The 12,157-nt window shown below is 70.7% G+C and carries 10 protein-coding genes; 7 read left to right on the top strand and 3 right to left on the bottom strand.

Annotated elements, in window-relative coordinates; all coding sequences use genetic code 11:
* The first annotated feature begins 240 nt into the window (after positions 1–240).
* On the top strand, positions 241–2,412 hold the full coding sequence (locus ACFYW8_RS15250; RefSeq protein WP_365877971.1) for a SpoIIE family protein phosphatase: 2,172 nt from the start codon (positions 241–243) through the stop codon (positions 2,410–2,412).
* A gap of 278 nt (positions 2,413–2,690) precedes the next feature.
* Positions 2,691–4,154 (top strand): catalase, encoded by a 1,464-nt coding sequence (locus ACFYW8_RS15255; RefSeq protein WP_389073569.1) that lies wholly within the window; start codon positions 2,691–2,693, stop codon positions 4,152–4,154.
* Positions 4,155–4,280: 126 nt separating this feature from the next.
* On the opposite strand, the gene ACFYW8_RS15260 is transcribed toward ACFYW8_RS15255, so the two are convergent.
* Positions 4,281–6,602 (bottom strand): transglycosylase domain-containing protein, encoded by a 2,322-nt coding sequence (locus ACFYW8_RS15260; protein WP_389073573.1) that lies wholly within the window; start codon positions 6,600–6,602, stop codon positions 4,281–4,283.
* 250 nt (positions 6,603–6,852) lie between these two features.
* On the opposite strand from ACFYW8_RS15260, the gene ACFYW8_RS15265 reads away from it, so the two are divergent.
* The 5 genes from ACFYW8_RS15265 to ACFYW8_RS15285 all read left to right on the top strand — a co-directional run bounded on the left by ACFYW8_RS15265 (position 6,853) and on the right by ACFYW8_RS15285 (position 11,173).
* On the top strand, positions 6,853–7,080 hold the full coding sequence (locus ACFYW8_RS15265; RefSeq protein ID WP_389073576.1) for a hypothetical protein: 228 nt from the start codon (positions 6,853–6,855) through the stop codon (positions 7,078–7,080).
* On the top strand, positions 7,077–7,355 hold the full coding sequence (locus ACFYW8_RS15270; protein ID WP_389073580.1) for a hypothetical protein: 279 nt from the start codon (positions 7,077–7,079) through the stop codon (positions 7,353–7,355). Before ACFYW8_RS15265 ends, ACFYW8_RS15270 begins: the two co-directional genes overlap by 4 nt.
* A gap of 265 nt (positions 7,356–7,620) precedes the next feature.
* Positions 7,621–8,148 (top strand): PadR family transcriptional regulator, encoded by a 528-nt coding sequence (locus ACFYW8_RS15275; RefSeq protein ID WP_389073583.1) that lies wholly within the window; start codon positions 7,621–7,623, stop codon positions 8,146–8,148.
* The gene (locus ACFYW8_RS15280) at positions 8,145–8,843 is read left to right on the top strand and encodes an ABC transporter ATP-binding protein (RefSeq protein WP_389073587.1); all 699 of its coding nucleotides are present in this window, start codon (positions 8,145–8,147) and stop codon (positions 8,841–8,843) included. The genes ACFYW8_RS15275 and ACFYW8_RS15280 overlap by 4 nt, the downstream gene beginning before the upstream one ends.
* A complete protein-coding gene (locus tag ACFYW8_RS15285; RefSeq protein ID WP_389073592.1) occupies positions 8,840–11,173 on the top strand; it encodes an ABC transporter permease in 2,334 nt (777 codons plus the stop codon). Before ACFYW8_RS15280 ends, ACFYW8_RS15285 begins: the two co-directional genes overlap by 4 nt.
* Before the next feature lie 93 nt (positions 11,174–11,266).
* On the opposite strand, the gene ACFYW8_RS15290 is transcribed toward ACFYW8_RS15285, so the two are convergent.
* Both ACFYW8_RS15290 and ACFYW8_RS15295 read right to left on the bottom strand, forming a co-directional pair.
* Positions 11,267–11,695, bottom strand: coding sequence for a hypothetical protein (locus tag ACFYW8_RS15290; protein ID WP_365877957.1), 429 nt, complete (start codon positions 11,693–11,695; stop codon positions 11,267–11,269).
* Between the two features lie 4 nt (positions 11,696–11,699).
* A complete protein-coding gene (locus ACFYW8_RS15295) occupies positions 11,700–12,152 on the bottom strand; it encodes a roadblock/LC7 domain-containing protein (RefSeq protein WP_389073600.1) in 453 nt (150 codons plus the stop codon).
* Positions 12,153–12,157: the final 5 nt, after the last annotated feature.

A 12,157-nucleotide genomic window follows, 5' to 3' on the forward strand; every position in this document is an offset into this window, starting at 1 on the left:
CCAGGGACCGGCCGCACCGCGCGGGCTCGCCACTACGGCCGTGCGGGCGGGGGCTTCGGCCACCGGCCCGCTGTCGGCACCGGCCGTTTCCGGCCGCCCGCGGGCCGTACCGCGCCGGGTGACGGCGGTTCCCGCCGTCGGGCCCGGACCTGACGACACGCAGAATCCGTTCCTGGGGCACACATTCCGGGTATCGGGGCTGCGGGACGAACTGCGCGCACGGCGTGCAGCCCCGGACGGATGGATTCGACACGCGTGACGGAGCACCCCACCTCGCACGAGCGCCGGCAGAGCGGCGCCGGCCGGCCGCCCGCCCCCGCGGACCCTCGCGGGGCGCTCCTGCGTACCTCGGAGCAGCCGTCCCAGCTGCCGGGTTCCGGCGCGTTACCGGTACAGGCCCGCACGGGCGACGCACCGAGGAGTTCGGGTACGGCCACGCCGCGCGGCAAGCGCGGCAAGGCCGGCGGCAAGGTGCCCGGCGACGCCGGCATGTCCGCGTCCTCGGGAACGGACGCGCCGACACCCGCCTCCTCCGGGCGCGGCCCGGAACACTCGCAGCCCTCGGCCACCGAGCCCGATCCGCACCGCCCCCGGCCCGCGCCCGAGGGCATCCCGATCCAGCCGGACGCCGAGCAGGGCCGGGCCCTGCGGACCTCCGGCGGCAAGGAGCGCCGTACCGGTCAGGGCGTGCCGCAGGGCGGCCCGATGCCGATGCGGAGGGACGGGGACCGGCTGCGTTTCGTGGGCGCCGCGACCCGGCGGATCGCCCGGGGCATCGACCTCGACGAGATCGTGATGGGGCTGTGCCGGGCCACCGTGCCGACCTTCTCGGACGCGATCCTCGTCTATCTGCGCGACCCGCTGCCGGTCGGCGACGAGCGGCCGACGGGTCCTCTCGTGCTGCGGCTGCGGCGCACCGACCGGATTCCCGAGGAGCGGGACACCGAGAGCGGTTTCCTGTCCGTGCTGCGGCCGGAGCCCAGTGAGCTGTCGGCGATGACGGCCGAGCTGTGCGAGGTGCGTCCCGGCGGCGCGCTCGCCGAGGTGCTGCGGGGGGTGCGGCCGGTGTTCGCGGACGCGCCCGCCGCGCGGGCCGCGTTGCCCGAACTGCTCGGTGACGATCTGCCGGTGCCGAGCGGGCAGCGGGCGATCCTCGCGCCGCTGCGCGGCCGTCGCCGGGTGATCGGGGCGGCGCTGTTCCTGCGCCGGCCGGAGCGTCTCGCCTTCGAGGCGGACGACCTGCTGGTCGCGGCGCAGCTCGCCACGCACAGCGCGCTCGGCATCGACAAGGCGGTGCTGTACGGCCGTGAGGCGTACATCGCCGACGAGCTCCAGCGCACGATGCTGCCCGAGACGCTGCCGCGGCCCACGGGCGTACGGCTCGCGTCCCGCTATCTGCCGGCCGCGGAGACGGCGCGGGTGGGCGGCGACTGGTACGACGCGATCCCGCTGCCGGGCAGCCGGGTCGCCCTGGTCGTCGGTGACGTGATGGGCCACTCCATGACGTCGGCGGCGATCATGGGCCAGCTCCGGACGACGGCGCAGACCCTCGCGGGGCTCGATCTGCCGCCGCAGGAGGTGCTGCACCACCTGGACGAGCAGGCGCAGCGGCTCGGCACCGACCGCATGGCGACCTGCCTGTACGCCGTCTACGACCCGGTGTCGCACCGGATCACCATCGCCAACGCGGGCCATCCGCCGCCGGTGCTGCTGCATCTGGGCGGGCGGGCCGAGGTGCTGCGGGTGCCGCCGGGCGCCCCGATCGGTGTGGGCGGGGTCGATTTCGAGGCGGTCGAGCTGGACGCGCCGGCCGGGGCGACGCTGCTGCTGTACACGGACGGTCTGGTCGAGTCGCGGCTTCGCGACGTCTGGACCGGGATAGAGCAGCTGCGGGAGAAGCTCGCGGCGGTCGCGGCACTGACCGGGCCCGATCATCCGCCGCCGCTGGAAGCGCTGTGCGACGAGGTGCTGGACATGCTCGGACCGGGTGACCGGGACGACGACATCGCGCTGCTCGCCGCCCGGTTCGACGGGATCGCGCCGAGCGATGTCGCGTACTGGTTCCTGGAGCCGGAGGACGCGGCGCCTGGCCGGGCCCGGCGCCTGGCCAGGCGGGCGCTGGCCCGTTGGGGCATGGAGGACATGACCGACTCCGTGGAGCTGCTGGTCAGCGAGGTCGTGACGAACGCGGTGCGGTACGCGTCACGGCCGGTGACGCTGCGGCTGCTGCGGACGGACGTGCTGCGCTGCGAGGTCGGCGACGACGTGCCGCAGCTGCCGAGGCTGCGGCAGGCACGGGCCACGGACGAGGACGGCCGCGGGCTGTTCCTGGTGAACCGGCTGGCGCGGCGGTGGGGGGCGACCCGGCTGAGTACCGGAAAGGTCGTCTGGTTCGAGTTGAACCGGAACTGACCGGGTACCCGTCCGGCCTCGCCCCGGCGGGCCGGGCCTGAACCGTGCCGGACCTGCCGGTGGGATCCGGTACGGGCACTGGACCGTGCCGGTGCCGGACCCCATCGGCGCCGAACCGGTGCCGGGCCTCCCGGCGCCGGACGGAACCCGGACCTTTCCGGTTCCGGACCGTACCGGTGCCGGGCTCCGTCCCCATGTTGCCGACATGGTGTCGGCGGCGTTGACTGCTGGGGTGAGCGAAGCGACCTGACGACCTCATCTCCGACGGGAGGACGCTCGTGACACAGGCATCCCGGAAGGCTCCGTACACCACGAACAACGTAGGGATTCCGGTGGAGAGCGACGAACACTCGCTCACTGTCGGGCCCGACGGCCCCATCCTGCTCCAGGACCACTACCTCATCGAGAAGATGGCGCAGTTCAACCGGGAGCGGGTGCCCGAGCGGGTGGTGCACGCCAAGGGCAGTGGCGCGTACGGATTCTTCGAAGTGACCAACGACGTCAGCCAGTTCACCCGGGCCGATCTCTTCCAGCCGGGCAGGCGCACCGAGATGCTGGCCCGCTTCTCGACCGTCGCCGGGGAGCAGGGCTCGCCCGACACCTGGCGCGACCCCCGCGGCTTCGCGCTGAAGTTCTACACCGAGCACGGCAATTACGACATGGTGGGCAACAACACCCCTGTCTTCTTCGTCCGTGACACGATCAAGTTCCAGGACTTCATCCGCTCGCAGAAGCGCCACCCGGTGACGGGACTGCGCGACCACGACATGCAGTGGGACTTCTGGACCCTCTCGCCCGAGTCGGCGCACCAGGTGACCTGGCTGATGGGCGACCGGGGCATCCCGAAGACGTACCGCAACATGAACGGCTACAGCTCCCACACCTATATGTGGATCAACGGCGGTGGTGAGCGGTTCTGGGTGAAGTACCACTTCAAGACCGACCAGGGCATCGAGTTCCTCACCCAGGCCGAGGCCGACGAGCTGGCCGGGACCGACCCCGACGTCCACCGCCGGGATCTGTACGAGTCGATCACGTCCGGGAACGCGCCGAGCTGGACGCTGAAGGTCCAGATCATGCCGTTCGAGGACGCGGCGGACTACCGGTTCAACCCGTTCGACCTGACGAAGGTCTGGCCGCACGGGGACTACCCGCTGATCGACGTGGGCCGCATGGTGCTGGACAGGAATCCCGAGGACTACTTCGTCCACATCGAGCAGGCCGCCTTCGAGCCCTCGAACCTGGTGCCGGGCATCGGGCCCTCACCGGACAAGATGCTGCTGGGCCGGCTGTTCTCGTACCCGGACACCCACCGGTACCGGATCGGCCCCAACTATGCCCAGCTGCCGCCCAACCGGCCGCACGCCCCGGTGAACTCGTACGCCAAGGACGGTCCGATGCGCTACGAGCCGTCGCACGCGGCCCGTCCCTACGCGCCCAACTCCTACGGCGGCCCGGCGGCCGACCACGGGCGGTTCGGTGACCCCGCTAGCTGGCAGACCGCCGGCGAGCTGGTGCGCGAGGCGTACAAGCCGCACAGCGCGGACGACGACTGGGGCCAGGCGGGCACGATGGTCCGCCAGGTCCTCGACGACGCGGCCCGGGACCGGCTGGTGGACAACGTGAGCGGCCACCTCTTGGACGGTGTGACCCGCCCGGTGCTGGACCGCGCCGTCCAGTACTGGCGCAACATGGACAAGGAGACGGGCGACCGGATCGCGCACAGCGTCGACGGTGGCTGAACCCGCTCCGCGCCGCGCGCTTCGGGCGTGAGGAGCCCGCGAACCCCGGGCGCGCGAAGAGGGCACGCGGGGCACGCAAGGAGGGGGCACCCGGAACCCGGGTGCCCCCTCCTGCTCGCTCGGGCCCTACTGGCTTGTCTGGTCGAACGGATTGGCCGGGATGCCCGCGGTGCTGGGCGAACCGGTCGGGGTGGACGGGCTGGTCGTCGTCGGCTCGGTCGTCGTCGGCTCGGTCGTGGGGGTCGGCGGAGCGCTCGTGGTGGGCGGCTCCGACGACGGCGCCTCGGTGGTCGGGGTCGACGACGGTGTGCTGGACGGCGTCTGGGTGAAGGTGGGCAGATCGGTCGGCGCCACCGCCGCGCCCGAGGTGGTGTCCAGGTCGAACTTGGTGACCTTCCCCGCCATCGCCTCGAACGTGTAGGCCGCCCAGATCTTCGCCGGGTAGCCGCCGCCGTTGACACGGCCGCCCTCCAGGACGAGGCCGGTGGCGCCCTTCATGGAGACGTGGTTCTGGGACTTCGCGTCTTCGCCGAACAGGCCGACCGAGGTGACCAGGTTCGGCGTGTAGCCGGTGAACCAGGCCGACCTGTTGCCGTCGGACGTACCGGTCTTCCCGGCGACCTGCTGGCCGTCACGGGACGGGTTGTTCCGCACCGAGACCCGGGCCGTACCGTCGTCGACCACGCCGGTCAGCACCGAGGTGACCGTGTCGGCGGCCTCCCCGCTGATGACCTGCTCGCCGATCGGGTCAGGCATCGTGACCGTACGGTCCTTGTGCTCGGCCGAGGCGACGAGCGCCGGGGTGACCTTCTTGCCGTGGTTGTCGAGCGTGGCGTACGCGCCCGCCATCTCCAGCGGGCTCGCGCCCATGGAGCCGAGGGTCTGCGCGGGCACCGCCTGGAGTCCCTTGGTGTCCATGCCGAGCTTGCCCGCGGTCTTCAGCACCTCGTCCATGCCGACGTCGACGCCCATCTGCGCGAACACGGAGTTGATGGACTTGTTCATCGCGGTCTGCACGGTGACGGGGCCGTAGCTGTGCTCGTCCTCGTTCGGCGGCGCGAAGCCGATGTCGCTGCCCACGACGGGACGGCGGTTGGTGCCGTCGTAGACCGTGTTCGCGGTGATCGGCTGGCCTGAGTGCGTCTTGGCCTCCTCGGCCAGGGCGGCCGCGAAGATCATCGGCTTGAACGTCGACGCGGCCTGGTAGTCACGGCGCGTCGCGTTGTTGAAGTAGTGCTTGAAGTAGTCCTTGCCGCCGTACATCGCGAGGACCTTGCCGGTCTTGGGGTCGACCGACGCGGCACCGGCCTGGATGTTGGCGTCGACCTTGCGCTTCTTCGGGTCCAGCTTGCTGGTGAGCTGCTGCTTGACCGTCTTCTCCAGCAGGGCCTGCTTCTTCTTGTCCACGTTGAGCGTGATGGTCCAGCCACCCCGGTCGATGATGGCGTGGGCGTCGCTCAGGTCCCCGGCGGTGCCCTGGGCGACGAGCTGCTTGGCCAGCTCGTTGTTGGCCGTCTCCACCAGATAGCCGGTCTGGCCCTCCATGCCCGGGGCGCCCGTGGGGTCCTTGGGGACCGGGAACTTCATGGCCGCGCGCTTGCCCGCGTCGAGCCAGTTCTGCTGGACCATGTTGTCGAGGGTGTAGTTCCAGCGGGCCTGGACCAGCTTCTTGCCGGTCTTCGAGGCGACCGCCCAGTCGTACTGGCTCGGGGCCTGGAGCAGCGAGGCCAGGTAGGCGCCCTGCGCGACCGAGAGCCGCTGGGCGTCGACGCGGTAGTACGCCTGCGCCGCCGCCTGGATGCCGTAGGCGTTGCGGCCGTAGTAGCTGGTGTTGATGTAGCCCGCGAGGATGTCGTCCTTGGACTGCTGGCGGTCCAGCTTCAGCGAGATGACCATTTCCTTCAGCTTGCGCGTGACGGTCTGGTCCTGGCTGAGGTAGTAGTTCTTGACGTACTGCTGGGTGATTGTCGAGCCACCCTGCTTGCCCTTGCCGGAGAGGGTGTTGATCAGACCTCGGGCGGTGCCCTTGAGGTCGATTCCCGAGTCCTGGTAGAAGGTCTTGTTCTCGGCGGCGACGAAGGTCTTCTGAACGCTCTTGGGCACCTTGGACAGGTCGACGATCTCGCGGTTGACCTTGCCGGTGCGCGCGAGCATCGAGCCGTCGCCGTACTTGTAGATGTTGCTCTGCCGCTTCGCGGCCGCGTTGCCCTCGGGCACGGAAACGACCATGTAGAGCACGATGAAGGCGCCCATGCCGAGCAGACAGAAGCCGAAGAACGTCCCGAGGACCGACTTCCAGTTCACGTACCTGCGTATGCCGGTACGGCGGGTCTTGCCGGCCGTCTTCGCACCGGCCCCGGGGCTCGCCGACTCGTGCCCCGACGAGCTCTGGGGCGCCGCGCGGCGGCCCTGTGCCTGCCGCGCTCGTCTCTCTTCAGCTCGTCCCATGGGTCGATCCGCTCCGCTTCATTCTCGTGTGGCACACAAGTTCGTCGGTCAGGTCAGCTCAGAAAGCTAACACCGCGCGCTATGACAAAGGGCAGCCGATCCGGTCTTTTCCGGACGTGACAATCAGCACGCCTTACGCCCCTGCCTCTACTGAATCCGACGAGCGGGAGGGGCAGAAGGTTGCTGTGGCCGGTAAAGTGATATCACTCAGATATACAGAAGCCGTGCCATGGGAAAGGAGGGGCCCTCCATGTCGTCACACGCCACCCAAGAGCCCTCACCCGTCCCGGGCGTATCCGCCGCCGGGACACCGGGCGACGCCCCCGGCACACCGGCGCACCGCGGGCGGGAGTCCGCCGCGCACGGCGTCGACGAGGGGCTCGCACCGCCTCCCGACCTCCTCATGCCACCCCTCGGCGCCGCCCGCCGCGCCGTCGGCACGGCGGGAGCCCGGCCGAACCCGGGGTTCCACCGGTGACGGATCCCACAGAGGGGGCCCCGCCGCCCCGGTCGCCGCAACCGCGCAAGCAGGTGCCGCTGCGACTCGATCCGCTGGTGTACGAGGCCCTCGCCCGATGGGCGGGCGACGAACTGCGCTCGGCCAACGCGCAGATCGAGTTCCTGCTGCGCCGCGCGCTCGCCGACTCCGGGCGCCTGCCCGGCGGCGCGGGACCGATCCCTCATCGCGGACGGCCGCCGGTTTCCGGGGAGCCACCGGTTTCCGGGGAGCCGCCGGAGGGCCGGAGGGACTAGGCGGGCGAGGTCTCCCACCCCCGGCCAGCTCCCTTGTTTCGCCATTCGCCGGCCCGCCCCCTGCCTCGACCCCGCACCCGGCCTGCTCCCGGTGCCACCACCGGCACCGGCCACCCGCCTCGCTGCCGCACCGCCGCACAGGTCGGTTCCAGAACCGTGACAATCGGCCGCGACCAGGCGGTTCACCCTCTCCCAGGCACCCTTCACCCGACCTGTACGCGCCGCGTATACACACGATGTATACGCCGTGTGTAGAGTGCTCGGCATGTCCATCGGTCACACTCTCCTAGGACTCCTGGAGTCCGGGCCGCGCCACGGTTACGACCTGAAGCGGACCTTCGACGAGAAGTTCGGTCACGACCGGCCACTGCACTACGGCCAGGTCTACTCGACGATGTCGCGGCTACTGAGGAACGGGCTCGTCGAGATCGACGGGATCGAGGCGGGCGACGGCCCCGAGCGCAAGCGGTACGCGATCACCGAAGCCGGGATCACCGACGTACAGCGCTGGCTCGCGACGCCGGAGAAGCCCGAGCCGTACCTCCAGTCGACCCTGTACACGAAGGTCGTCCTCGCCCTGCTGACCCACCGCGACGCGGGCGAGCTCCTCGACACCCAGCGTGCGGAGCATCTGCGGTTGATGCGCATGCTGACCGAACGCAAACGCAAGGGCGATCTGGCCGACCAGCTGATCTGCGACCACGCCCTCTTCCATCTGGAGGCCGATCTGCGATGGCTGGAACTGACGGCCGCGCGCCTCGACAAGCTCGCCGAGGCGGTGACGACCCGATGACCACGTCCGCCCCTCCTCCGGGTTCCCTGCTCATGGCGTCGGAGCTGCGCAAGACGTACGGCCCGACCGCCGCGCTGGACGGTGCCGCGTTCTCCATCCACCCCGGCGAGGTCGTCGCCGTGATGGGGCCCTCCGGCTCAGGCAAGTCCACCCTGCTCCACTGTCTCGCCGGGATCGTCACCCCCGACTCCGGCTCGATCACGTACGACGGCCGCGAGATGGCGACGATGAACGACACCCAGCGCAGTGCGCTGCGCCGCTCCGAGTTCGGGTTCGTCTTCCAGTTCGGCCAGCTCGTACCGGAGCTGACCTGCGTCGAGAACGTCGCGCTGCCGCTGCGGCTGAACGGCACGGCCCGCAAGGAGGCCGAGCGCACCGCGCTGTCGTGGATGGAGCGGCTGGAGGTCGACGACCTCTCGGGCAAGCGGCCCGGTGAGGTCTCCGGCGGTCAGGGACAGCGCGTGGCGGTCGCCCGTTCACTGGTCACCAGCCCGCGGGTGCTCTTCGCCGACGAGCCGACCGGCGCGCTCGACTCCCTCAACGGCGAGCGCGTGATGGAGCTGCTGACCGAAGCGGCCCGCTCGACGAACGCCGCCGTCGTGCTCGTCACGCACGAGGCGCGTGTGGCCGCGTACTCGGACCGCGAGGTCGTCGTACGCGACGGCAGGTCCAGGGACATGGAGCGGATCGTATGAGTGTCCGCCAGTGGGCCCGCGACCTCTCCATGGGCGCCAAGTTCGCGGTGACCGGGGGCCGTGAGGCCTGGGTACGGGTCCTGCTGACGGCGGTCGGGGTCGGCCTCGGCGTGGCGCTGCTGCTGCTCACCACGGCGATCCCGAGCGCGCTGGACGCCCGGCACCACCGGGAGAGCGCCCGCACCGACATCACGTACAGCTCGACGATCAAGAAGAAGTCCGACCGTACGCTGCTCGTCGCGAACGTGGACACCACCTTCCGCGACGAGGACGTGCGCGGCCGGCTGCTCGAACCCGAGGGGGCCCGGGCGCCGTTGCCGCCGGGCGTGTCCGCGTTCCCGGCGGTCGGTGACATGGTCGTCTCCCCCGCTCTCGACCGGCTGCTGAAGTCATCCGAGGGCAGGCTCCTGCGTGAGCGGCTCGACCGCCGTGTGAGCGGCACGATCGCCGACAGCGGGCTCGTCGATCCGCACGAACTCGCCTACTACACGGGCGCCGACGACCTGACGGCCAGCGCGACGAGCACCGGCCGGGTCGAGCGCATCGACGCGTTCGGCTCCGAGGACCGGTCCGAGGCGATGGACCCCGTCCTGCTGCTGCTCGTACTGATCGTCTTCGTGGTGCTGCTGATGCCGGTCGGCGTCTTCATCGCCGCGGCCGTACGGTTCGGCGGTGAGCGGCGCGACCGGCGGCTGGCGGCGCTGCGGCTGGTCGGCGCGGACGGGCGGATGACCCGGCGCATCGCGGCCGGCGAGGCGCTGGCCGGGGCGCTGGTCGGACTGTTCCTCGGCGCCGGGTTCTTCCTGGTCGGGCGTCAGCTCGCGGGTCTGATCATGCTCTTCAGGTTCAGTGTCTTCCCGGGCGACCTCAACCCGACGCCCGCCCTGGTGGTGCTGGTGGCCTTCGCGGTCCCGGCCGCCGCGGTCGTGGTGACGCTCCTCGCGCTGCGCGGCGTCGTCATCGAACCGCTCGGTGTGGTGCGGACGGCGCGGCCCTCGCGGCGCCGGCTGTGGTGGCGGCTGCTGCTGCCGCTGGGCGGCCTCGCGATGCTGTACCCGATGATCGGACAGGGGCGGTCCAACGGGAACTTCAACGAATACCTCGTCACCGGCGGCGTCCTGCTGCTGCTGGTCGGCATCACCGCGCTGCTGCCCTGGGTGGTCGAGGCGGTCGTGGCCCGGCTGAACTCCGGTGGCGTCGCCTGGCAACTGGCCATCCGCAGGCTCCAGTTGAGCAGCGGTTCGGCGGCCCGTCTGGTCAACGGCATCGCGGTGGCGGTGGCGGGCGCGATAGCCCTGCAGATGCTGTTCGCCGGGGTCGACAGCGACTACACGAAGGTCAACAAGAACGATCTCACGCGGGCTCAGATGTCCGTCAATGTGCCGGACGCGGTGCCGCTGGACAAGGCGGTCCGGGAGCTGTCGGGGACCAGGGGGGTCACGCGGACGACGGCCCTCGGTCGGGGCTATCTGGGCGACGGACGCGACGACCCCGAGCGCCAGTCGAGCGTGACGGTCGGCGACTGCGCGGCCCTGCGGGAGGCGGCCCGGCTGCCCTCCTGCGAGGACGGCGACATCTTCGCCGTGGAGAACACCGAGTGGGACGAGAACACCGCGGCGCTCGACAAGGCCGGTACCAAGCTCTACCTCGACCCGTCCAACGGCTCCTTCGCCAAGGGCAAGGAGGTCCCCTGGACGGTGCCGAAGGACATCAAGCGGGCGGACTCGCGCAAGGACCCCTCGGGCGACGAGCGCGGCGGCTTCCTGTTCACGCCCGGCGCGCTGCCCGAGCGGGCCGCGTCCACCGTGCACGGGACGGTCTATCTCCAGCTCGACGGGTCGGTGCCGGACGTCCGTGAACTCGTCCGCAACAGCGCGGCGCGGATCGACCCGCACACCGAGGCCCTCACCTGGACGGCGACGACCGAGACCGGGAAGTTCACGACCATCCGTACCGGGCTGCTCGTCGGTGCGGCCTGTGTTCTCCTGCTGATCGGCGCGAGCCTGCTGGTCTCCCAGCTGGAACAGCTGCGCGAGCGCAGGAAGCTCCTGTCGGCGCTGGTCGCGTTCGGCACCCGGCGCCGCACGCTGAGCATGTCGGTGCTGTGGCAGACCGCGATCCCGATCGCCCTGGGGCTCGGCCTCGCGATGATCGTGGGCCTCACCCTCGGCACGGTCCTGCTCAAGATGACGGGCACCTCGGTGAGCGTGGACTGGACGAGCGTGCTGTCGATGACCGGCATCGGCGCGGGGGTCGTGCTCCTGGTGACGCTGCTCAGTCTGCCGCCGCTCATCCGGTTGATGCGGCCGGACGGACTGCGTACGGAGTAACCGGACGGGCCGTCCTATACGGAGCGGGCCACCGTCCGCGTCCCGAGCCACCGCCGGTGGCCCTCCCCACCGGGGCGGGCCACCGGTTCGCGTTCAGATGCTGTACTCCCGCACCACGCGCCGGACCTGCGCGAAGAGCATGCCCACGTTGACCGCCTTGCGGCAGACGACCACGGCGACCACGTCCTGCTGGTCGTTCATGCGCACGAACAGATGGGTGAGGTTGTCGCTGTTGACCAGGATCTCCTGGAAGAAGTGCGAGTCGGACTCGATACCGCGGCGCTCCTTGAAGACGTCCTCGATCATCTGGACCGTGCGCCCCTGGAACAGGTCGAGGGTGGCGCCCGCGAGCAGGTCCAGGACCTCCGGCGGATGGTTGTCGACGGTCTCGTAGGACAGCAGCATTCCGGTCGACATGTCGACCGCCCCGGAGGCGAGGCAGTCCGGCGCGTCGGTGCGCAGTGATTTGACCAGGCCCATGATCTGGTCGGAGAACCCCGGTGTCATTCGCTTGCTGGCCATGTCGTCATACCCCTTCGGTCGCGGTTTCGGTCACGGCTCCGACGAGCGCGTCGGATCCGGTCGGGGTCCCGGCGAGCGGGTCGGGGTCGGTCCCGGTGAGAATCGACTCGATACGGCCGAGGGCCGGTCGGGTCCGCTCGTGGAGCCGTTCGAGGTCGATGCCCTCGTCGCCGAGGACGATCATCAGCGCGGTGTCGCCGACCGCGTAGAAGGCCGCGAGGCCCTGACTGCCGTAGGTCACGGTCTGCCGGAACGCGCCCCGGCCGGTCACGCCGGTCGCGCGGCGCGCGATGCCGAGGCCCGCGGCCGCGATCGCGGCGAGGCTCTCCGGGTCGATGGTGTCGGCGGTGTCGGCCGCGATGAGCATTCCGTCGGCCGCCGCCACCGCCGTATCGGTGATTCCGGGCACCTGTTCCCGGAGCCCTCTCATTTCGCCGGCCAGCGCGTCGTGATTCATGTATT

The organism is Streptomyces sp. NPDC002742 (genome assembly GCF_042888885.1).
Taxonomy (GTDB): domain Bacteria; phylum Actinomycetota; class Actinomycetes; order Streptomycetales; family Streptomycetaceae; genus Streptomyces.

What these genes read in the sequence shown, in the direction of transcription:
- ACFYW8_RS15250 (WP_365877971.1), top strand. Translation starts at nt 241, where the DNA reads ATGGATTCGACACGCGTGACGGAGCACCCCACCTCGCACGAGCGCCGG.
- ACFYW8_RS15260 (WP_389073573.1), bottom strand. Translation starts at nt 6,602, where the DNA reads ATGGGACGAGCTGAAGAGAGACGAGCGCGGCAGGCACAGGGCCGCCGC.
- ACFYW8_RS15265 (WP_389073576.1), top strand. Translation starts at nt 6,853, where the DNA reads ATGTCGTCACACGCCACCCAAGAGCCCTCACCCGTCCCGGGCGTATCC.
- ACFYW8_RS15275 (WP_389073583.1), top strand. Translation starts at nt 7,621, where the DNA reads ATGTCCATCGGTCACACTCTCCTAGGACTCCTGGAGTCCGGGCCGCGC.
- ACFYW8_RS15280 (WP_389073587.1), top strand. Translation starts at nt 8,145, where the DNA reads ATGACCACGTCCGCCCCTCCTCCGGGTTCCCTGCTCATGGCGTCGGAG.
- ACFYW8_RS15285 (WP_389073592.1), top strand. Translation starts at nt 8,840, where the DNA reads ATGAGTGTCCGCCAGTGGGCCCGCGACCTCTCCATGGGCGCCAAGTTC.
- ACFYW8_RS15290 (WP_365877957.1), bottom strand. Translation starts at nt 11,695, where the DNA reads ATGGCCAGCAAGCGAATGACACCGGGGTTCTCCGACCAGATCATGGGC.
- ACFYW8_RS15295 (WP_389073600.1), bottom strand. Translation starts at nt 12,152, where the DNA reads ATGAATCACGACGCGCTGGCCGGCGAAATGAGAGGGCTCCGGGAACAG.